This is a genomic window from Pseudoalteromonas aquimarina (assembly GCF_049257255.1).
Classification (GTDB): domain Bacteria; phylum Pseudomonadota; class Gammaproteobacteria; order Enterobacterales; family Alteromonadaceae; genus Pseudoalteromonas.
In genome coordinates, this window is the sequence record NZ_JBMMUG010000008.1 from 87408 (window position 1) to 108469 (window position 21062).

The 21062-nt window shown below is 40.6% G+C and carries 19 protein-coding genes; 9 read left to right on the forward strand and 10 right to left on the reverse strand.

The features are described from left to right. The first annotated feature begins 23 nt into the window (after positions 1-23). The 5 genes from AAEU29_RS18505 to AAEU29_RS18525 all read left to right on the forward strand — a co-directional run bounded on the left by AAEU29_RS18505 (position 24) and on the right by AAEU29_RS18525 (position 4731). The gene (locus AAEU29_RS18505) at positions 24-296 is read left to right on the forward strand and encodes a c-type cytochrome (RefSeq protein ID WP_419182673.1); all 273 of its coding nucleotides are present in this window, start codon (positions 24-26) and stop codon (positions 294-296) included. A gap of 82 nt (positions 297-378) precedes the next feature. Next, on the forward strand, positions 379-1563 hold the full coding sequence (locus tag AAEU29_RS18510; RefSeq protein ID WP_421974696.1) for a BaiN/RdsA family NAD(P)/FAD-dependent oxidoreductase: 1185 nt from the start codon (positions 379-381) through the stop codon (positions 1561-1563). 164 nt (positions 1564-1727) lie between these two features. After that, positions 1728-2666, forward strand: coding sequence for an HlyD family secretion protein (locus AAEU29_RS18515; RefSeq protein WP_421974697.1), 939 nt, complete (start codon positions 1728-1730; stop codon positions 2664-2666). Then, positions 2663-3592, forward strand: a complete 930-nt coding sequence (locus AAEU29_RS18520; RefSeq protein ID WP_421974698.1) for an ABC transporter ATP-binding protein — start codon at positions 2663-2665, stop codon at positions 3590-3592. The genes AAEU29_RS18515 and AAEU29_RS18520 overlap by 4 nt, the downstream gene beginning before the upstream one ends. Further along, entirely contained in the window at positions 3589-4731 is a 1143-nt protein-coding gene (locus AAEU29_RS18525; protein ID WP_421974699.1) for an ABC transporter permease, read from the forward strand. The genes AAEU29_RS18520 and AAEU29_RS18525 overlap by 4 nt, the downstream gene beginning before the upstream one ends. 31 nt (positions 4732-4762) lie before the next feature. On the opposite strand, the gene dctP is transcribed toward AAEU29_RS18525, so the two are convergent. The 5 genes from dctP to recQ all read right to left on the reverse strand — a co-directional run bounded on the left by dctP (position 4763) and on the right by recQ (position 11979). After that, positions 4763-6499 carry a TRAP transporter substrate-binding protein DctP gene (gene dctP / locus AAEU29_RS18530; protein ID WP_421974700.1) on the reverse strand — a complete coding sequence of 579 codons (1737 nt, stop codon included), beginning with the start codon at positions 6497-6499 and terminating at the stop codon, positions 4763-4765. Between the two features lie 191 nt (positions 6500-6690). Then, on the reverse strand, positions 6691-8415 hold the full coding sequence (locus AAEU29_RS18535; RefSeq protein ID WP_421974701.1) for a BamA/TamA family outer membrane protein: 1725 nt from the start codon (positions 8413-8415) through the stop codon (positions 6691-6693). A 120-nt stretch (positions 8416-8535) separates the two neighbouring features. Next, entirely contained in the window at positions 8536-9804 is a 1269-nt protein-coding gene (locus AAEU29_RS18540) for a metal-dependent hydrolase family protein (protein WP_421974702.1), read from the reverse strand. A 61-nt stretch (positions 9805-9865) separates the two neighbouring features. Further along, positions 9866-10141 (reverse strand): DUF3630 family protein, encoded by a 276-nt coding sequence (locus tag AAEU29_RS18545; RefSeq protein ID WP_274762808.1) that lies wholly within the window; start codon positions 10139-10141, stop codon positions 9866-9868. 14 nt (positions 10142-10155) lie between these two features. Next, complete coding sequence (recQ, locus tag AAEU29_RS18550; protein WP_421974703.1) at positions 10156-11979, reverse strand: DNA helicase RecQ; 1824 nt, start codon at positions 11977-11979, stop codon at positions 10156-10158. Between the two features lie 159 nt (positions 11980-12138). Here recQ and rarD point away from each other — a divergent pair, with 159 nt between their 5' ends. Then, the gene (gene rarD / locus AAEU29_RS18555) at positions 12139-13020 is read left to right on the forward strand and encodes an EamA family transporter RarD (protein WP_421974704.1); all 882 of its coding nucleotides are present in this window, start codon (positions 12139-12141) and stop codon (positions 13018-13020) included. 1 nt (position 13021) lies between these two features. Here rarD and AAEU29_RS18560 read toward each other — a convergent pair whose 3' ends face one another. After that, a complete protein-coding gene (locus AAEU29_RS18560; RefSeq protein WP_421974705.1) occupies positions 13022-14257 on the reverse strand; it encodes a GGDEF domain-containing response regulator in 1236 nt (411 codons plus the stop codon). A 290-nt stretch (positions 14258-14547) separates the two neighbouring features. On the opposite strand from AAEU29_RS18560, the gene AAEU29_RS18565 reads away from it, so the two are divergent. After that, positions 14548-15483, forward strand: coding sequence for a porin (locus tag AAEU29_RS18565; RefSeq protein WP_421974706.1), 936 nt, complete (start codon positions 14548-14550; stop codon positions 15481-15483). Positions 15484-15548: 65 nt separating this feature from the next. Here the strand turns inward: AAEU29_RS18565 and hemH are convergent, their stop codons facing one another. Continuing rightward, a complete protein-coding gene (gene hemH / locus AAEU29_RS18570) occupies positions 15549-16568 on the reverse strand; it encodes a ferrochelatase (RefSeq protein ID WP_421974707.1) in 1020 nt (339 codons plus the stop codon). A 210-nt stretch (positions 16569-16778) separates the two neighbouring features. Between hemH and AAEU29_RS18575 the strand changes: the two genes are divergently transcribed. Then, positions 16779-17987 carry an alkaline phosphatase family protein gene (locus tag AAEU29_RS18575; RefSeq protein WP_421974708.1) on the forward strand — a complete coding sequence of 403 codons (1209 nt, stop codon included), beginning with the start codon at positions 16779-16781 and terminating at the stop codon, positions 17985-17987. Between the two features lie 118 nt (positions 17988-18105). On the opposite strand, the gene AAEU29_RS18580 is transcribed toward AAEU29_RS18575, so the two are convergent. Together AAEU29_RS18580 and AAEU29_RS18585 are read right to left on the reverse strand one after the other, a co-directional pair. Next, complete coding sequence (locus AAEU29_RS18580; RefSeq protein WP_421974709.1) at positions 18106-18228, reverse strand: hypothetical protein; 123 nt, start codon at positions 18226-18228, stop codon at positions 18106-18108. A 591-nt stretch (positions 18229-18819) separates the two neighbouring features. Beyond that, on the reverse strand, positions 18820-20124 hold the full coding sequence (locus tag AAEU29_RS18585) for an inosine/guanosine kinase (RefSeq protein ID WP_421974710.1): 1305 nt from the start codon (positions 20122-20124) through the stop codon (positions 18820-18822). 181 nt (positions 20125-20305) lie between these two features. Between AAEU29_RS18585 and tadA the strand changes: the two genes are divergently transcribed. Beyond that, complete coding sequence (gene tadA / locus AAEU29_RS18590; RefSeq protein WP_421974711.1) at positions 20306-20806, forward strand: tRNA adenosine(34) deaminase TadA; 501 nt, start codon at positions 20306-20308, stop codon at positions 20804-20806. On the opposite strand, the gene AAEU29_RS18595 is transcribed toward tadA, so the two are convergent. Further along, the gene (locus AAEU29_RS18595; protein WP_274762798.1) at positions 20803-20952 is read right to left on the reverse strand and encodes a hypothetical protein; all 150 of its coding nucleotides are present in this window, start codon (positions 20950-20952) and stop codon (positions 20803-20805) included. The two genes, tadA and AAEU29_RS18595, sit on opposite strands and share 4 nt — an antisense overlap. Positions 20953-21062 lie beyond the last annotated feature (110 nt).

The window sequence follows — 21062 nt, forward strand, 5'->3', positions numbered from 1 at the left end:
TAGCTGCTTTAACACTTGTAGGTATGGCTTCTGGTAACGCAATCGCTGCTGATGGTGCTGCACTTTATACAGCGAAAATGTGTCAAACATGTCACGGCGCAGAAGGTAAAGCACCAATTATGCCTCTTTATCCTAAACTTGCAGGTCAAAACAAAGAGTACTCTTTAGCTCAAATGAAAGACATTAAATCTGGCAAGCGTAACAATGGCATGGCTTCTGCGATGAAGGCAATGGTTGCTAATGTTACTGATGAAGAGCTAGAAGCAATTGCTGATTATTTATCTAAAGTAAAATAATTACTTTATTGATTCAAAAAGCCGCAGATGCGGCTTTTTTTGTTTATAATGCGCGGCCAAAATAGCGAAGCGGGTAATAAAAATGGTTCAGGTTGATGTATTAGTAATTGGTGCAGGTGCCGCAGGTTTAATGTGCGCCGCACAAGCAGGTTACCGTGGACGCTCTGTAACTGTGATTGATATGGGTAAAAAACCGGGCCGTAAAATTCTGATTAGTGGCGGCGGCCGTTGTAATTTCACTAACGAAAACGCCGCACCAGAAAATTATCTGTGTACCAATCCGCACTTTGTTAAATCGTGTTTAAGCCGCTATACCCAACATGACTTTATTGAACTGGTTGATCGTCATGGTCTTGCCTATCATCACAAAACACTCGGTCAGCTATTTTGTGATAACTCAGCACAAGATATTGTCGATATTTTATTAACCGAATGCGAATGGGCAGGGGTGACAATCCAACTTCGCCAAGAAGTACTGAGCGTAGAAAAAACCGAAAGTGGTTTTACCGTAATAACCAGTGAAGCAAGCTATAGCTGTGAATCGCTGGTGGTGGCTTCTGGTGGTTTAACTATGCCAAAACTAGGCGCTACACCAATCGGTTATAAAATTGCAGAGCAGTTCGACTTAGAAGTCTTGCCTACAATGGCAGCTTTAGTGCCTTTTACGCTGCATCAACACGATAAGGCGCGTTTTGAAGCCTTATCGGGTATTAGTGTACCGAGTATCGTAACAGCCGAAGATGGCACACAGTTTAAAGAAAATATTTTATTTACGCACCGTGGCTTATCGGGGCCAGCAATACTGCAAATTTCATCGTTTTGGCGTGCAGGTCAGGCAGTATCAATTAACCTGTTACCAGAGCTAGAACTAGCGGGTGAAATTCATACTCAACGTCAATCTAATGGCCAAAAATCACTTAAAAATATGCTTGGAAGTTTGTTACCAAAGCGTTTTATTGAAATTTTAGTAACAGGTGGTGATATTCCTGATAAAGCGATTAATCAGTTATCTCATACTGAAATTGAGCAATTATCTGATTTTATTCATAACTGGAAAATAAAACCCAATGGAACAGAGGGTTATAGAACTGCTGAGGTTACTTTAGGTGGTGTAAATAGCGCCGAATTAAGCTCTAAAACATTTGAAGCGAATAAAGTTAAAGGCCTTTATTTTATTGGTGAAGTTACCGAAGTCACCGGCTGGCTCGGGGGCTATAATTTCCAATTCGCATGGAGCTCCGGCTGGGCGTGTGGACAAGCCTGTTAATTAACCTGAGTTAAATATCAACTCTCCATTCTATATTGAGCAAACTTGATGTAACCCATGTTTGCTCATTAAAAACACGCCTTTCATAATTTAAATAGTTTATTTTTCACGCTTTTTTGCTAGCTTAAAGACTCGCCTTTATTTTTGATAGGGAGTTCAGGCAGATGAAAGCGTGGCTTAGTATTTTTGTTTTCGTTTTATTAGCTGGGTGCAGTGATGAGCAGAGTGTTGCCCTTGGCACGTTAGAGCGTGATCGCATAACCCATTCGGCAACGGTAAATGAGGTGTTGATTGCGTTGCCAGTAGCGCGTGGCAGCATGGTTAAACAAGGGGATGTGCTAGCGCAATTAGATAATACTAAGCAATTAGCCCGTGTTGCTAAAGTGAAAGCTGATTTAGAGTCTGCGAATGCGCATTTTATTAAACTTAAAAACGGTGCCCGCGAAGAAGAGGTGGCAAGAGCGCAAGCCACGCTTGCTGCTAATAAAGCCAACTTGGTAGAGGCGCAGCAGAACTACCACCGTGCGGTTGAAATTGTAGCAAAAGATCTCGCACCTAAAATCAGTCTAGACAGTGCAAAAGCCAATTTAGATGCAGCAACCGCTAATGTTGAAGCGGCAAAGCAGCAACTAACCGAGCTTACTAACGGCACGCGAGTGGAAGATTTACAAGTCGCCGCAGCAAATGTAAAAGCCCAGCAAGCGTTACTTAGTGCAGAAGAAAAACTACTCAGCGAACTTAATATTACCGCAACCCGTGACGGTCTTTTGGATAACTTACCTTGGAACTTAGGAGAGCGAGTTACCTTAGGTAGCCCTGTTGCGATTGTGCTTGCTGGCGAAGCACCTTTCGCGCGTATTTATTTGCCACAACAAGCGCGGGCAAAATTAAAAGTGGGCGACAGCCTAACGCTTACTATTGTCGAGCAATCAGAGCAAATAAATGGCACAGTGCGTTGGCTTTCCCATGAAGCTGCTTTTACTCCGTATTATGGTCTTAATCAGTATGACCGCTCCCGTTTAATGTATCTTGCTGAAGTTCAGTTACCATCAAAATACAAAGATTTACCCTCTGGTTTGCCAGTTGAGGCAACGCTGCCATGAGTGACGCGGTTATAAATGCTAATGGATTAACCAAACAGTTTGGTGAAGTAATCGCTGTTAATCAGCTTGATTTAACCATAAATAAAGGCGAAGTTTACGGTTTTTTGGGGCCCAATGGCTGCGGCAAAACCACGGCCATTCGTATGCTAACCGGGCTGTTAATGCCCACAAGTGGCGATGTTTCGGTACTTGGTTTATCACTGCCAAAACAAGCTAATTTACTGCGCTATAAAATTGGCTATATGACGCAAAAATTCTCGCTTTATGATGATTTAACCGTAGCAGAAAATCTTGCGTTTTTAGCCGATGCTTACAGTTTAAAAGGCCAGTATAAACGCAGTCGTATTGATGAGTTGTTAGCAATTTATGATTTAGCAGCAAGAGCAAATCAACTTGCCGGTAGCATGAGTGGTGGGCAAAAGCAGCGCTTAGCCCTAGCTGGCGCCACAATTCATAAACCTGAGTTACTTTTTTTAGATGAACCAACCTCTGCTGTAGACCCAGAAAATCGCCGCGATTTTTGGGAGAAGCTATTTGATTTAAGTGAGTTGGGCACGAGCATTTTGGTTTCAACTCATTACATGGATGAAGCCGAGCGCTGCCATAAATTGGCAATTTTAGAAAAAGGCATTAAACGTGCCGATGATTCGCCAGAACAGTTAATGGCGAATCTAAATTGCCAAGTTGTTGAAGTAGAGGTGAACAATTCGCGCAGCACTAAACGCAGCTTAGAATCACATCAGCATATTCATTCTGCTACTCAGCTTGGCGCAAGGTTGAGAGTACTGGTTGATAATTCAGTTAATGATGCTGAAACATGGCTTTTACAATTTGACGATGTAGTTGCCGCTAAAGCGGTGCGTCCGAACCTTGAAGATGTGTTTGTTAGTGTAACGGGTGAGCGCAATCGGGAGCAAACGATATGAATCTATCTCGAATTTTTTCGATTGTTAAAAAAGAGCTGCTTCAGCTAAAGCGTGACAAAACTACCTTTGCTATGGTGGTGATGATCCCCTTAGTGCAGTTGTTATTATTTGGTTTTGCGATTAATACACAAATTCGTGATATCCCCGTTGCGGTGGTAGATCAAAGTAATTCGGCGCTTGGTCGCGTACTCACACAAACGGTTGAAGCCAGTCAAACGGTTAAAGTGGTTGCAAAATACCCTAATGTTAGCTTGGCGGAAAAAGCCATGGCGCAAGCGAAAGTAAGAGCTGTTTTGGTTATTCCGCGCGACGTTGCTGAGCGTCTTTCTCGCCATCAAGCACTAGGCAGCGCAACGCCAAATTCAAGTAATTACCAACTGGTTAGGCCGATTGGACAATGGCTGGTGGACGGCTCCGACACTATGATCACAGGGGCAATTAAAGGGCTTGCCAATATGCCGCTCGGTGAACTAATGAAGCAGCCTGTTAATCGGCAAGTCACCACCTTTGCGGTAACGCCATATTACAATCCTGCCCAGCGCAGTGTTGTGAATATTGTGCCAGGGTTAGTTGGCGTAATTTTGACTATGACCATGGTGATGTTCACCTCGGCGGCAATTGTGCGCGAGCGAGAGCGGGGCAATTTAGAAATGCTAATTAATACACCAATCAGCTCGTTTGAGTTGATGCTTGCGAAGATTATTCCGTTTATTTTTATTGGCGCACTGCAAGTCACCATTATTTTATCGTTGGGTTATTTAGTGTTTGATGTCAAAGTTGTAGGCTCGCTATTACAGCTTGCTCTGATGACCTTGTTGTTTATCTCAGCCAGCTTGGTATTAGGGTTAATCATTTCGACCATTGCAAAATCGCAACTGCAAGCAATGCAATTAACGGTGTTTGTGCTATTACCGTCGATTTTACTTTCAGGTTTTATGTTCCCCTATGAAGGCATGCCAGAAATCGCCCAGTATATTGCCGAAGGGTTACCTGCAACCCATTACATTCGAGCTATGCGAGCGATTGTACTGCGCGATGTGGAAGTGAGTGAAATGACCTTTGATGCCCTTTGGTTAATGGGCTTTACCTTGCTTGGTTTGATCATTGCGTCACTGCGGTTTAAAAAGCGTTTAGATTAAGGGCGGTTATGATTTAAGTGAAAAGCTGAAACTATTGACCATTAATTGTTTTCACTGTTTCTTCAACGTGCTTTTTCCCGCCAACTCTAAAATACATTTTGGGCCATGTGGCCTTGGCTTTTGCTTGCCAATCTGATGGCTCATCATAAGGCTCAATAAATATCATACCTCCGTTTTTTGCTTGTTTTATAAGTTCCAGCTCTTTTGTTTGTGTTTGGCGCCAAGAGTATTGTTGCGCTTCATTTGCTGCTTCAAGCACGATATCTCGGTGCTTTTTTGTCATAGAAAGTAATGATTGCTCGGAAATTAGGTGCGGTGCTGTAAACAGAAAATATTTAATTTTTGTCGCAAATTTATAGTATTGCCACAACAGCTTTTCTTTCCCGATCCCTGCATTTGCTATATTTAAAGGGTTATCCATGCCATGTATGATGTTACTTGATAGTGCAGGGTAAACTTCGGGCCATGCAATTGGATAAGGCTCAACGCCCCAAGAACGAAAAGCTTCAATCATTAATTGGTTTCGTGGAACGCGAATCTTTAAATTGGCTAAATCAGAAGTTGTTTTAACAGCTAATTTATTATTTAGCAGTGTTCGGTATCCGCCAATGAAAAATGATATTGGCCTGACACCAGACTCCAGTGCAGCTTTTGATGATATATCTTTCATTTTTTCACTGTTAATTAGTTGCTTTGCAGAGTCTAGTGTTGGGAACAAATAAGGTAACGCAAAAACGCCTGCGGAAGGTGCGAATGGAGTGTAATTATTGATAGCAACCAATCCCATATCAACTTTGCCTTCAGCAAGGTCATAAACAATATCGTGTTCTGATGACTCACCAAAATGCAAAGAAATACTTAGTTCCCCATTGCTATTTGTTTCAACAAGTTGTTTAAATTTTTGTGCATATTCCCAATAACCGGAGTCTTTATTTACCGACGCTTTAAGTCTTAATACTCTTTTAGGTAAATGTTTAATTGAGGTTGTTGGGTTACTTTTAATGAGGTTATCAAGGTAGTCTTGTTCAAATATTGAGTAGTCACCTATTGTCCACTTTTCCCAGTCAGTTAGTCCATAAGGTGATAATAATTCAGTAAGCTTGCCCGATTCACGTAAGTGCTTTATCTGTTCAGTGACAAATTTAGCAAGATGAGCGCCGTTACTTGCATGAAAACCAATATAAATATCATCCATTGGAATTGAACCAGATTCGCGCATTTTTATTACGGGGTGTTGATTTGAGTGCCATTCAATGGTGTTTTTGTCGGCTAAAAAAGAGTCAATGCGATTAAGCTTTAGCAGCTCCATCATACGGTTATTAACGTCTTTACCATGAATTAGTTGGATTTCTTTTGATGAATGACTGTATCTATTTATATAAGAATCAAAAACGCCATAGGAGGAGCCTTTTTCAACGCCTATTCGTCTGTTATAAAGCGATTTTAGGCCGGTATAGATCCAAGTATCTTCTTTCAAGCTATAAAAATTATATTGATACCTTCCTATACTTTTGGATGGGTAAATTAAAGAGAAGTCCTCTCGTTGTAAAATGCCTATAACACCGTCATAAGACCCTTTTTGTACCATTTTTAAGGCGCGAGAGTGAGGCATAATATCAATCTCAACTTCACGTTTATCAGCTTCAAATATTGATTCTACAAGGTCAACCAGAACACCTTTTTGATTGCTGTTGCTACAAACGTAAGGGCATGATTCAAAAGCAGTTAGCTTTACTTTGTGATTGGATGAAGCATGCGCAATATTCAAATGAAATGCCAATAATGTGAAAGAGATACAGCAAAAAAGTTTGTTAGCTTGACCTTTAACCAAGATATTTCTCCAGCACATTGAATATTAAAATAATAGTCAACGTTTCTAATTCTTTCATGGCGAAATTAATTTATTAGCAAGTGATTGAGAGAGCTTTATTAGCTAGATAAAAATCATGCTGGTGGGAATTAAAAACGGTTTTTTACTTTAATTACCCACTGTACAGTATCGATCTCGTCGTCTTTATCAAGCGGGAAGGCTAGGTCGATATGAATGACCGTTTTTGCTGTTGCGCGGCTTGGCGCAAGGCGAAGGCCAATGCCCGCGTCTTTTAGAAATTGGCCATTTTCGCCGTTGTTTTCGCCAGGGAACCAGGCACGGCCTGCGTCAAAAAACACGGCGCCACCTACTTTAAACAGTTGTAACAAGTGGTATTCCCAATAAAAGCGTTTCTCAAGGTTGAGTAATACTGAGCGGTCGCCTACTTGATAGTGCAGTGGGTAACCTCTAAGGCCAGTATCACCGCCTAAAGTCAGTTGTTGGTCAGCTGTTAGGTTGCCACCATAGCGAAGTGAAAGATTAGCAAACCATGCGCGATAACTGTTGCTGTTATAGAGAAAATTCGTATCTAAGTAGGCGTGTAAATTTTCGCTCTTTTGCTGTTCAGTATTCCAATAGCCATGTAAACCGGTATATAAACGCCATAGCATGCTGTCATTTAGGTGAAATGCTTTTGCTGCGCTGGCTTCAAGTACAACCCGGCTGTCGTCATCGGCAAGGCTTTCGTCCGAATAACCCAAGCGTGCAAATAAATTCCAACCTAAGTTTAAATCTTCAGTGCGGCCAATCGAGTCAAAGTTACTTAATGTAATGTATTTATCTTCAATTAGTTGGTAGCCAACCCATGGGTAATTAAGCGAACGATCTTTGGCTATTGGCAAAGTGGTTTCGGCAATTTGTTCAAACTTAAAGTCTTCTTGTTGCCAGCCAACTAACCAACGATTTGTCCAATTACCATACTTATCACCTTGCCCATAAAAAAGCTGGTTAATTTGGTTTTCTTGTTTGAATTCAGAGATCACATCGCCGCGATAATAAAGTGGAGACTCTTTAGTATCGTCTAACGTGACAGCACCATAGCTTTGCTGTGAAGCTAATGAATAGAAAGGCAATTTAAAATCAAAGTAAATGCGCTCACCATCGTCATTATCGCTAAATTCTAAGCGGCTGCGGTAGCGGCTTCCCCAAATATTGGGATCTTCATAAATAAAGGTATAACCGGTGCGATCAGCATCGCTGCGCCATGAAAGCGAAACGCGTTTGCCTAAACCGAGTAGGTTGGTATCACGAAAGCCGAGGCGTGTTTTATTTTCACCACCACTACGGCTATAGCTAACTTCTGGCGTGAGTGTCCACAGCTCTTTGGTAGTGATAGTGACAACGATATTGTCATCACAATCAAGTTCAGCTTCAATTTTTGCATCATACAAATAGCGAGCATCGCGCAAAATACGCTCAGATTCACGCAGCAGTTGTTTGTCGTACTTGTCCCCTTGTTGGAACAATAACTGCTGCAAAATAACATGTTCTTTGGTGATAATATTAAGGGTGTTTAAACCACGAAATAAAAAGTTATCTTCTTTGGGGTTGTCGGTATCAAAAATATTATGACGCACGAGACGAATATTGCTGATGATGGCATTAGGTGCGTCAGGTAGTTGTGAGTTATCGATGCTCTCAATATTAAAATTATTTTTGCTATTTCTTTGCTTATCGCCAAGCCATTGGCACTGACTTAACGAAAAAATATCAGACTTAGCTGCAGCTTCTGGCTGTGCTGCGGTAAAGCCATAAAATGAGGTTGAAAATAGGCAGAAAAGCGCGCTAAATCGACTTATTTTTAATGCTGACATAACGCTCCTTTTTACTTGGGTTTAGTTTAATTCTATACCATTAATTTTACTCTTGCAGAAATTAAAGCAAATAAAAAGCAGCCAAAGGCTGCTTCTAACTAATTAAAATATAATAATTTATTATTTTATTTTGTGGCCTGAACGCATTACGAATGTAACATCCATAAGTTGCTCAATGTCCTTTAATGGCGAGGCTTTGGTCGCAATAATGTCGGCAAATTTGCCACTTTCAATGGTGCCTAATTTATTTTCTAGACCAAGCAATTTTGCACTGTTAATAGTAGCTGATTTTATTACTTGTTGCGCTGGCATGCCTGCACTTACCATCAGTACAGCTTCTCTTGCGTTAGTGCCGTGTTTTGATACACCGCTGTCGGTGCCGTAAGCGATGTTTATGCCCGCTTTATAGGCATTAAAAAAGTTACCTTTCATATCGTTGCCAACACGAATGGCTTTATCTTTTATTGCATCACTCATAAAGTTTGAGTTATTTGCCATCTCTACCACAGTTTCACCTGCTAGTAAGGTAGGTACTAAATAAGCGCCGGTTTTCTTAAAGAGTTTGTATGATTTTTTTCCGGCATAAGAGCCGTGTTCGATGCTAGCAACACCGGCTTCAAGTGCTGCGATAATGCCATCTTCTTGGTGCGCGTGTGCAGCGACTTTTCTGCCCATGGTGCTTGCGGCCTTAACCACTTGGTTAAGTTCATCGTCTTCCATTTGTTGACCGGTACCAGTGGCACGATCAGTGAGTACTCCACCGGTAGCGGCAACTTTAATCCAATCGGCACCGTACTTAATTGCATGACGGGTTGCTCTGCGGCAATCATATGGGCCATCGCAGGTGGTTTTTGAGGCAAACTTATCAAGCATTTCATGGTGTACGCCACTGCTATCAAGGTGGCCACCGGTTATTGCTACACCGCCTGCCGCAATAATACGAGGCCCTTCAAGCCAGCCATTATTTATTGCATCACGCAGCGCATACATATATTGCGGATCTGAACCGAGATCGCGCACAGTTGTAAATCCAGCTTCAAGGGTTTTCTTTGCGTAATAGGCACTGCGCATGCCAACAAGTTCTGGTGATACTTTGGCAATTTCAACATCATTTTCAGGGCCTAATTCAAACTGCAAATGGACGTGCATATCCATTAAGCCTGGCATAACAAAACTATCTGATAAATCGATAACCGTTTGGTCTTTAGTTGCTTGTTGAAATCCAGCTTGCACACCTACAATTTTATCGCCTTCGATAATAATGGTTTGCTTAGCAAGGGGCGCTTTGTCGGCGTGGTAAAGTAATTCGCCAGCGTGAATAAGGGTTTGTGCTGCAAAGCAACTTGGTGTGATAAATAAGGCTAGTGTGAGCAAAGATTTTTTAAGCATGACATTTCTTCTTATTGTTTAGTTTTACCTCACGCTAGCATGGTGAAAAGTAATGTCAAAACTAAAGCGACGAATAGAGCTCAGGTAATAAATCGAGGTCTTGTTGGCTGTCGCTATTAATCCAAATACTTTGGCTGTAGTGCTCAAAATTTAAATTAAATGAGGTGTTTTTAAATTTAAAGCGCATTAAGTGGCGGTCAGCACCTTGTTCAAATTCTAGGGAAGAAATGGCGTCATTATGTAAATATATAGTTGCCCACAGCTCAAACTCTTCATCATCTGGAAGCTCAGTCGGGGTAATTAAAATATGGTCAGAAAAGAGCGATTTAGTTGTCATTTGAACGTTGCCTATTAACTGGTTAAATGATTACGAATGGCATTCATAAAGTAGGCGCCATATTTGCTCAGCTTAGTAAATCCGACACCTGAGACTTTTAGGAATTCAGCATCGTTAGTTGGCATTTGCTGCGCCATTTCGGCAAGGGTTGCATCACTAAATACCACGTACGGCGGTACATCTTCTGCATCTGCTAATTCTTTACGCAGACCACGCAATTTGGCAAACAATTGTTTGTCGTAATTAAAGCGAGCAAGTTTGTCTTTATAAACGTGTTTAACTTCAAGTCGTGGTTCGGCAAGTTGTAATTTGAATTCACCTTTAAGCACCGGGCGAGCCGCTTCGGTTAAGCGTAAGCTAGATGATTGCGTGATATCTTGATGTAGTAATCCATGATGAATAAGTTGGCGCAAAATGCTCAGCCAATATTCAACGGATTTATCTTTGCCGAGGCCAAACGTTGATAATTGATCGTGCTGGTTTTCGCGAATACGAATGGTATTTGCGCCGCGTAATACTTCAATTACATAACCTAGGCCAAACTTTTGTTCTACACGGTAAACACAACTTAAGGCTTTTTGAGCAAGCTCAGTACCGTCAAACTGTTTTGGTGGGTTTAAGCAAATATCGCAGTTGCCACAAGGCTTGCCTTGGTATTCTGAAAAATAGTTGAGCAATATTTGGCGACGACAAGTTTGTGCTTCAGCAAAACTTGCCATGGCATTAAAACGCTGCTCTTCTACCTTACGGCGTTGCTCATCAGGAATATCATCAAAAAAGCGTTTTACGCGCGGTACATCGGCAGGATCAAAATACATTATGGCTTCTGCTGAGAGGCCATCACGGCCAGCGCGACCGGTTTCTTGATAATACGACTCGATGTTTTTAGGAATATCGTAGTGAATTACAAAACGCACATTAGGCTTATTAATTCCCATGCCAAAGGCAACTGTCGCCACCACTATATGAATATCGTCGCGAGCAAAGGCGTTTTGTACAAATGTGCGTTGTTCATTTTCAAGCCCAGCATGGTAAGAGGCTGCGTTATAGCCTGCATCAACCAGCTTTTCAGCAATATCATCAACACGTTTACGGCTTGAGCAATAGATAATACCGCTTTGCCCTTTTTGATCTTTTAAAAAGCGCATTAACTGACTAAGCGGTTTAAATTTTTCTTCAATGGTGTAGCGAATATTTGGGCGGTCAAAGCTGCCCGTATAAATATGCGCGTTAGCAAGGCCAAGTTGCATCACTATATCGTTGCGCGTGGCAATATCTGCAGTTGCAGTAAGCGCCATTACAGGGATATGGTTAAAGTGCTGTTTTAGCTGTCCTAAACGGTAGTAGTGTGGCCTAAAGTCATGACCCCAGTGTGATACACAGTGCGCTTCATCTATGGCAAATAGGCTGACCTGTAAATGCTGCAAACGCGTGAGAAAATCGTCAGTTAACAGGCGTTCTGGCGCGACATATAGGATTTTAATCTGCCCTTGGTGTAAACCTTGATAGATTTGCTGTTGTTCTTCTCGCGATTGGCTTTGATTGATATACGCTGCAGCGACACCTTGCGCTTTCAGTTGCGCAACCTGATCTTGCATTAGTGAAATAAGCGGTGACACTACGATGGTAATACCGGGAAGTAGCAATGCAGGCACTTGATAACATAATGATTTACCACCACCCGTTGGCATTAATACCAAGCAATCTTGACCCGCAAGGATGGCCTCGATAACTTGCTCTTGTCCTGCTCGAAACTGTTTGTAACCGAAAACGGAATTCAACACCGTGTGAGGGTTATTGTGTTCGGCAATATGTTGGGTCGCTAGTTGATTATCCATTACATTAAGATGTATTTGATTGGCATTATGTTATCTGCGTTTACTTGGCAAACTTGCACGTGTAACGAGCGCTAATTCTAAAGTCTTTTTGTCGCGCTGTCTTTACTTAAATAGAGCAGATCCCTAAACTGGCGCTCCCTGAATTGATGAGTTCTTGATATGCAAAGTCAAAAGCAAGGTGTGATATTTGCCATCGCTGCATTTTTAATGTGGGGATTAGCACCTATATATTTCAAAGCAATCGATCATGTTGCTGCGATGGAAATCTTATTACACCGCGTTGTGTGGTCAGTGTTATTTCTTTTGGTAATCTTGACCGCTGTAAAAAAATGGCATGCTGTACGCGCTGCGCTTTTTAATATGAAAACCGCGGGTTGGTTGCTAGTAAGTGCCGCATTACTCGGTTTTAATTGGGGATTATTTATTTGGGCAGTAAATAATAATCATATTTTAGATGCCAGTTTAGGGTATTACATCAACCCGTTGCTGAATGTGCTATTAGGTGTGGTGTTTTTATCTGAGCGACTAAGAAAATTACAACTTTTTGCAGTAGTGCTTGCGGTAACGGGGGTGGTCATTCAACTTGTAAGCTTTGGCTCGTTTCCGGTTATTGCGTTTAGTTTGGCAAGTTCGTTTGCGCTTTATGGGTTAATTCGAAAAAAACTGCCTGTAGACACTTTGCCAGGTTTATTAATTGAATCGTTATTTATGTTGCCTGTGGCACTGATTTATTGGTGGGGACTAGCAACACCAACCAGTGATTTAACCAGTAATAGCTTATCTCTTAATTTATTGTTAGTGAGTGCAGGTATTGTAACTACCTTACCGCTTTTGTGTTTTACTGCTGCAGCGCGTCGTATTCAGTATTCAACTCTCGGCTTTTTCCAATATATTGGTCCAAGCTTAATGTTTATATTAGCGGTGTTGTTTTACGGTGAAACCTTCAGTGTTGATCGCATGATCACTTTCGGTTTTATTTGGTCTGCATTAGCACTCTTTAGCTTTGATTCGTATCGTAACGCTAAACGCAGTAAACAATAAATTATTGACCAATAATAAGTCGGTTTCTGCCTTGTTCCTTTGCTTGATAAAGGTAGATATCGGCTTGCTTAAGCAGTTCATCGGTGCTTTGCGTATCTTCAACAATTGCACCAATTGAAATCGTTACTTTTAAGGTTTGCTGCTGGTGGTTTATTTCCAGTTGGCTAACGGTATCTCTAAATTGTTCTAACAATGCTTGGTTGTGCTGATGCTGGTCATCGCTAAATAAAACCGCAAACTCTTCACCACCTAAACGTGCAATTAAGTGCTCTTTACCAAACATGGTATCGAATAAGCGCGAAACTTCTTTAAGCACTAAATCACCTGCATCATGACCATAGTTGTCGTTTACTGATTTGAAAAAATCGATATCAAGCATAGCAACTTGGTGTGCAAATTTTTGTCGTTTTAGTAGGTTATTCGCTTGTTCGAAGAAGTAGCGGCGATTTGGTAGGCCTGTTAAATAATCTGAATTAGCTTGGCGACGAATGGTCGCGATGTTTTCTTGCATATCTAAGTTTTGGCTAACTCGGCAATAAAACTCTTCTGGATAAAATGGCTTTCGCAGGTAATCGTCGGCACCATTTTTCAAAAAATTAGCCGATACGCGGTTATCATCTGTGCCTGAAATACCAATTATAACTTTGTCTTCTGAGTTAAATTTTTCGCGAATTTTACTGGTTAAAGTAACGCCATCCATATTCGGCATTTCGTTATCAGTAATAATGACTTTGATATCGTCGAATTTTTCGATTTGCTCTAATGCCATCACGCCATCACTTGCCTGAGCGATTAAATATTTATGGCGTAATAACAGATTTTTAATGTGATTTCGGGTGTTTTTTGAGTCATCAACAATTAAAACACGTACATTTTCATTGCGAGGTAGGCGTTTTAATTGCGTCTCTAAATAAAGATACGCTTGGCGACTTTCTTTTGTGATGTAGTCAACCACTGGATAACGCATTACGGTATCTCGTGTTTTATCATCGAGCTTACCTGTCATAACAATGGTTGGAATAGAGGCACCAATTGTCAGTGGAATTGCTTCACCGTTTGGTGCATCAGGTAAAACATAATCTACTACAGCACAAAAGTAATCGTTCACTTCAATTAAATCTATTGCTGAAGCGAGACAATCAGCAACATCAACTTGATAGCCAATACGTAGAGCAACGTGACGCTGTATTTTCGAAATAGAAGGATTGTCTTCAATTAACAATAGTTTAGGTAGCACTGTACATCGATATGTTTATTTTAGTTCTAGCGATTAGTTTAGTGGCAGAAATACACTCTGTGAAGATATTTTGCCAATTTATTGTACCTATACAGAAACATGACAGCTAAATGTCATTTTTTTTAATGTAATTATTGCCTTTAAAGCGAGTGAATTCGCGCATAGTGACAATTTAAATACAGAAAAATGAAAAAAAAGTGTCAGGTGTAATATTTCTGTCACTTAGTGATGACAAACTTCGCTTCGTTCAAATTGATTACAAATTTAATTTTCTCTTTAGAGGTTTTCACATGAAAAATGTTAAGGCTCCCCTTGCTTTATCTTTACTAGCAGCATTATCAGCACCTGCAATGGCAGATGTAAACGTATATGGTAAGGCAAATGTTACAGTTCAAAACAGTGATGAAGGCGAAGGTTCATTCACTGAAATCAAAAGTAACGCGTCTCGTTTTGGTGTAAAAGGTAGTGAAACTATCAGCGAAGAGTCAGGCTTAAAAGTTGTTTACAAGCTTGAATGGCAAGTTGATATGACTGATGCAGCAGACAGCAGTGATGACCATCTAAAATCACGTAATCAATACGTTGGTTTACAAGGCGGTTTTGGTGAAGTATTAATCGGTCGTAACGATACTGCATTAAAGCAATCTCAAGGTAAACTTGACCAATTCAATGACCTTGAAGGCGATATCAAAAACGTTTTTAAAGGTGAGAACCGTATGGGTGATTCAATCACTTATAAAACACCTAAGTTCAGTGGCTTCCAAGTAATTGGTTCTGTAATTGCTGAAGATTCAGCTGACGCTGATAACGGTTACTCAGCAGCAGTAACTTATGGTGACCAAGGTCTTAAGAAATCAGCATTTTATGCGTCAGTTGCGATGGACAGCGAAGTTAAAGGCTATGATGTTGTTCGTGGTTCAATCCAAGGTAAAGTAGCTGGTTTTAAACTAGGTGCAATGTACCAAACACAAGAAAAAGTAGACGGTTCTGAGTCTGCAGATGGTTTCTTAGTAAATGCAGCATATAAGATTAACGATTACACGTTAAAGGCACAGTACCAAGTACTTGAGTACGATGCAGACAAAGATGACAAAGTAGCAACATCAGTAGGTGTTGATTACAAACTAAATAAAAATGCTAAGTTATTCGCTTTCTACACTAAGCAAGAGAAAGACGAAACAACAGATAACGATTATCTAGCAATCGGTATGGAATACAAGTTCTAATCGAACCGTATTAAACGAAAAAACCCAGCAAGTGCTGGGTTTTTTGTTGTTTAAACAGCTGTAAATTACAAATGCTGCTTAATAATTTGATAGAAGGCTTCGATGTGATCGTCACGGTCATTTAATGCCGGAATATAACGATAGTGCTCACCACCTGCATGTTCAAATACTTCGCGGTTTTCTTCTTCTAACTCTTCAAGTGTTTCTAAACAGTCAGAGCTAAATGCTGGACTGGCGATAGCAATATTCTTAATGCCATCTTCTTTGGCTAGTTTTTCAAGGGTTTCATCGGTGTAAGGTTTTAACCATTCCGCTTTACCAAAACGACTTTGGAAGGTAGTGATTACGTCGTCTTTGTTAAGGCCAAGCTTTTCAACCACTAAACGTGTCGTCATCTGGCAAAAACAATAATATGGGTCACCTTTTTCTAGGAAAAATTTAGGGGTGCCATGATAGCTAAGCACTAGCTTTTCTGGCATGCCATGCTTATCTAAATCTTCTTTGATACTTGCTGCAAGCGCATCAATGTAATGCGGATTATCTTGATAACCATTAATAAAATGCAGTTCAGGCACCCAGCGCCAATTGATTAGCTCACGGCTAATAGCGTCAAAGGTTGAGCCCGTAGTTGAGCCACTGTACTGAGGGTACAAAGGCAGCACGACAATTTTTTGATAGCCTTTTTCACGAATATCTTCGAGCACCGATTTCATCGAGGGGTTACCGTAGCGCATCGCTAAAAATACTTCAGCATGATCGATGCCTTTATTTGCGAGCAAACTCGCAAGTTTTGCTTGCTGCTTTTTACTGTAAACCAATAATGGTGAACCTTGCTCAGTCCAAATGCCTGCATAAAGCTTTGCCGAACGTTTTGGGCGAATACGTAAAATAATGCCGTGCAGAATTATTTTCCAAAGCACGCGCGGAATTTCAACAATGCGCGGATCAGATAAAAATTCAGCTAAGTAAGTCCTCAGTGCTTTAGCTGTAGGTGCATCAGGGCTACCTAGATTAGTTAACAACACGGCTGTTTTTTTATGAAATCGTTTGTGCGGTTCTTCTGTGACGGCAGTAAATCGAGACACGGTATCCCTTACTTAAGTTGCTAAATTAACAAGATTGTATCAAATCTTTTTATAAAATTGCCCATATTACGAAATGTTAGGTTGTTAAGATCACACTTTAATGCAATAGGTTGTCACTAAAATAGGGTATTTCTTCTTTTCGGACATATAACCTAGACATTTGTATTTCAAGACGTTTAGATGTCACAAATCTTTTTTTAAGTAAAGTATATGAAAAAAATTGTCGCCTTCTTTCTGGTTATGTTTAGCGCGCTAAGTATGCCCACGTTTGCTAAAGAGCAAACAGTTATCTTAATTTCACTTGATGGTTTTCGTTGGGATTACATTGAAAAACATCAAGCTAAAAATTTAGCAAAAATAGCCAAAGCAGGTGTGCGTGCTGAGCGTATGATACCTGTTTACCCAACTAAAACGTTTCCAAATCATATTTCGATTATTACCGGTTTACAGCCTGCCAATCATGGCATTATTGATAATAAGTTTTGTGATAAAAAGCGTGATGAATGTTACAGCATGGGTAAAGGGGGTAAAGACAGCACTTGGTTAAATGGCATGCCGCTTTGGAACTTGGCTGAAATGCAAGGCGTTAAAGCTGCAACCTATTTTTGGCCTGAATCAGATGCGCGATTTAATGGGCGTACACCAAGCTATTTTTACCACTATTCGCAACACAGTGATTATCAGCGCCGCATTGATCAAATTGTAGAATGGTTAAGCTTACCAAAATCACAGCGACCACGATTTATTGCGAGTTATTTTTCGATTGTAGATTCTATGGGTCATGAATATGGGCCAAATGCCAAGCAAACCTTTGATGCTGTTCAGCAAATGGATGCGTTAATTGCCCAGCTTGATAAGCGCTTAGCTGAATTTAAAGAACTTAATATCAATCTCGTTTTAGTCTCTGATCACGGCATGTCGCAAGTGGATCCAAAACAAACAATTGAGATTAACCAGCTTGGTATTTCGGAAAATGATTTTGTTATTAAAAACTCGTATACCCGTGTGCAGTTTTATAAAAAGCCAGAATCTCAAGTTGCTATTTCAGATATTGAAAAGCATTTAGCAAAGCAAGCAAAAGGGCGCTATACCGTACTTGATAAAGCAATTTTAGCAGAGCGTGGAATTAAATTTGGTTCTCGCGACGCTGATATTATTATTGAAACAGTCGCGCCAAAAACGTTTGCATTTGAGGGTGAATCTGAATATTTAGGTACTCATGGCTATGCGTATACCCAAGAAATGGGCGCGTTATTTATCGCTAAGGGCCCAGCATTTAAGCAAAATAAAACTCTGGGTGAAATTCCAAACCTAGATGTTTACCCAACGATTGCAAAGGTGATGGGGCTTAAATTACTTTCTCCTGTGGACAGTGATGGTAAAAGTTTGGCGCAAGCGTTAAAAAAGTCAGTTAATTAAGTTTGCGTTAAGCTTAGAAATATTAAATTAGTTACAAGTTCCAATCTCCCTTGGACTTGATTTCCCTTGTTGATGATTACAACACTTTGCCCGCTATCTCTATAGCGGGTTTTTTTGTCTATACCCAAGTCACCTGAAGATGCTTTATTTCAGCAAGAGATAAAAAGCATTTAGACAAGGTATTGATTGCAGGGAATGGTGCCCCCTTTTCAAAATCAATAAAGACAATGTGCTTCTTCATCGTCACCTTACCCTACATCCTTGTAGGGCAACGCGGTATAAATGCTTTTTAACCTTGCCCTTTAGGAGCTTCACAGCACATTCAATCCTACGTTGTGTTAATTTGAAAGGTACCTACATTCCTTCATTAACACGCCTTGACTTGAAAGCGCTTTGATAGCTCTGAAACATGCATCTTCAGGTGGCTTGGGTATGAAAACCTAAACTTGGGATAATAAATTAACTAACAATTTATTTTCCCTAGTTCAGGTTAAATACTTCGTTAGTTAAGGTTTGGTTAAGTTAATTGAGGGTATAGTGCTTAACAAGATTTCCAATCTCCCTTGGATTTTTTTCCTTATTGTTTGAATTAATCGTCAAACATTTGAGCTCGCAACCTTGCGAGCTTTTTTTTGCCTAGAGTTTGTTGAATCTTGCTGTTCTGGTGAGTGTCATTTATCACGGTGTTTGATAAGGGGACTAATAATCTGTGATTATAAATTAAGCGTATATTAATGTTGTAAACGTAAACTAGAGGTAGTTTCCAATCTCCTTGTTGCTTTGTTAAAGCATAAAAAAAGCCCGCTTGTGCGGGCTTTTTTATTATAACTTTTTACTGTTCCCAGTAAGCTTGTTGTAAGCTGTCTTCTCGCTCTGGCAAACCTCGTGTAAGCCTTGGTGAGTGCTGTACTAACACTTCATAGCTTACACGGTTAGCGTATTTACTGATTTGTGATAGCGAAGAGTAAGTCAGCGCGTGGATTTTATGCTTACTTGAACTAGGCACGTTAAGCTGATGATAAACATTAGCGCTAATATCATGAAGTACCGCAGCAAGCGCGCCATCACCAGCACCATTGGTATTTTTAATGCTATCAGGGCCACCCATATAAGGTGCTGTATGAGTATAAATTTTCACTGGGTTTTCACAGTCTTTACGGCGCATCGCACGTGAATATTCATACTTATTAAAATCAGGAATACTGCCAGGCATTAATGGGTGCTCTGTTTGACGTTTCCAACAGTCATCAATGTAGCTAGCTAGGAACATACCTTGCGCACCGGCAGTACAAATTACCATATCTACCCAATCAAGCGCTTTATCGGCGGCTAATAGCGGATCTTCAAAGCCGGTAATGGCAAGGCCTTCTTCTTCGTTCATGGCAAGAATATCAACATGATCTTTAACGAAGTTTTGCCACCACTCAGGGTCTTGTTCAATAAGGAATTTTGTACCAAGGCTAAGCACTACTGGCACGTTTGCCGCATTTGCATACTCAACGGCTTTTAATGCCGCTTCGGTCATGGTGTCTTCACCTTCTGTGCGCATTAAATAAGCAGAAATAACTAATGCAGAAGAATTGGCAATAAGCTCTTGTGAGATAGACTCAGGGCGAAGGCGGTTCATTAAACCTGGGCTAATAGCAAATGTACGCTCACCGCTTTCATCAATCAGCGTAAAGCAGCGACCAATTGGGCCATCCACTGGTTGTAGGTGTTCTAGGTCAACACGCGTTGAAGTTTTACTAACAAAACGGTAAGCATAGCTACCAATTTTGATGTTTTCGCACATTACACCAAGTAATACTGAACGGTCGTCAGACAGTACTGAGTAGTTATGCATTGTATTACCAATAGTGCCGCCTGCGAATTCGTAATCGATCATATTATGATCTTTAAGGCGTGCATACAGTGCATTAGTGGTATCGTCATCCATTACTTGCGACATACCGCGACGTAAACCAAATTCATCAAGAAAAGCTTGATCAACTTTGGCTTCAATATCGACCACGATTTGGTCTATTCCCACTATATAGTTACGTGCAAGTTTAAGGTCTTGCGAGATCACGTTTGTTAGCGGATCTTTTTCTTCCACTGGAAAGTAGTGTTTATGTCTGCGTCGTCCAGGAAATTTCATCTTGTTTCTACATTGCTTTGGCGTCGTGCAAAATGGCGGCGGATTATAGCCTAAAAAATAATTTAATAACTATGACATTAGCCCTTTATTTTAAAAAATTCTAAGAAAATGAGTTAACAATGCAGGAATCTTTTTAACTTGGTAAAATATTAAAGATGTTTATAAATTAATCTGAGAAATTATGTACCCTGAATATAGCGATGAGTATTGGATGGCTGAGGCTTTAAAGCGAGCTGATATTGCTGAGCAAAACGGCGAAATACCGGTTGGGGCGATTGTCGTTAAAGATAACCAAATCATTGCTGAGGGATATAATTTATCAATTACACAGCACGACCCTTCAGCGCATGCAGAAATGCTTGCTATTCGCCAAGCCGGCAAGCAAATTGAAAACTACCGCATGCTCGATTGCACGTTATACGTCACATTAGAGCCTTGCCCTATGTGTGCGGGTTTATTGGTGCACAGTCGAATTAAACGCTTAGTATTTGGCGCCAGTGATGAAAAAACAGGCTGTGCGGGCAGTATTATGGATTTAACTCGCCATGAACAACTAAATCATCAAATTGATGTAACCAGTGGCGTGTTAGCTGAAGAATGTGGCGATAAACTTTCGGCATTTTTTAAAAAACGCCGTGCAGAAATCAAAGCTGCTAAAAAAGCAGCTCGTGAGCAAGGTTAAGCGCTTTCTGCTTCAACAAGCAAATTAAATGCTCTGCGGCGCTCTGAAATCTTACGGTGGGTGTTACGTCTTGCAATACGGCGACGAGTCGCACATGCATTAACTGTGTTACGTTTTATTTTAAATTTTCTACGCGTTCTTAGCATAGCTTCTCCTTAGAAAGGTGAGAGTGGAGAAAGGTAATTAGCGAAAGCAATCTTCTCACAATAATTTTATTTATACAGTATGACACTACTATGACAATGCGAATTGAAAG

Coding starts and splice junctions, on each gene's coding strand:
- rarD (WP_421974704.1), top strand. CDS start 12,139: ATGCAAAGTCAAAAGCAAGGTGTGATATTTGCCATCGCTGCATTTTTA.
- AAEU29_RS18520 (WP_421974698.1), top strand. CDS start 2,663: ATGAGTGACGCGGTTATAAATGCTAATGGATTAACCAAACAGTTTGGT.
- recQ (WP_421974703.1), bottom strand. CDS start 11,979: ATGGATAATCAACTAGCGACCCAACATATTGCCGAACACAATAACCCT.
- AAEU29_RS18545 (WP_274762808.1), bottom strand. CDS start 10,141: ATGACAACTAAATCGCTCTTTTCTGACCATATTTTAATTACCCCGACT.
- AAEU29_RS18580 (WP_421974709.1), bottom strand. CDS start 18,228: ATGAAGAAGCACATTGTCTTTATTGATTTTGAAAAGGGGGCACCATTC.
- AAEU29_RS18505 (WP_419182673.1), top strand. CDS start 24: ATGGCTTCTGGTAACGCAATCGCTGCTGATGGTGCTGCACTTTATACA.
- AAEU29_RS18525 (WP_421974699.1), top strand. CDS start 3,589: ATGAATCTATCTCGAATTTTTTCGATTGTTAAAAAAGAGCTGCTTCAG.
- tadA (WP_421974711.1), top strand. CDS start 20,306: ATGTACCCTGAATATAGCGATGAGTATTGGATGGCTGAGGCTTTAAAG.
- AAEU29_RS18510 (WP_421974696.1), top strand. CDS start 379: ATGGTTCAGGTTGATGTATTAGTAATTGGTGCAGGTGCCGCAGGTTTA.
- AAEU29_RS18565 (WP_421974706.1), top strand. CDS start 14,548: ATGAAAAATGTTAAGGCTCCCCTTGCTTTATCTTTACTAGCAGCATTA.
- AAEU29_RS18595 (WP_274762798.1), bottom strand. CDS start 20,952: ATGCTAAGAACGCGTAGAAAATTTAAAATAAAACGTAACACAGTTAAT.
- AAEU29_RS18540 (WP_421974702.1), bottom strand. CDS start 9,804: ATGCTTAAAAAATCTTTGCTCACACTAGCCTTATTTATCACACCAAGT.
- AAEU29_RS18585 (WP_421974710.1), bottom strand. CDS start 20,124: ATGAAATTTCCTGGACGACGCAGACATAAACACTACTTTCCAGTGGAA.
- AAEU29_RS18515 (WP_421974697.1), top strand. CDS start 1,728: ATGAAAGCGTGGCTTAGTATTTTTGTTTTCGTTTTATTAGCTGGGTGC.
- AAEU29_RS18575 (WP_421974708.1), top strand. CDS start 16,779: ATGAAAAAAATTGTCGCCTTCTTTCTGGTTATGTTTAGCGCGCTAAGT.
- AAEU29_RS18535 (WP_421974701.1), bottom strand. CDS start 8,415: ATGTCAGCATTAAAAATAAGTCGATTTAGCGCGCTTTTCTGCCTATTT.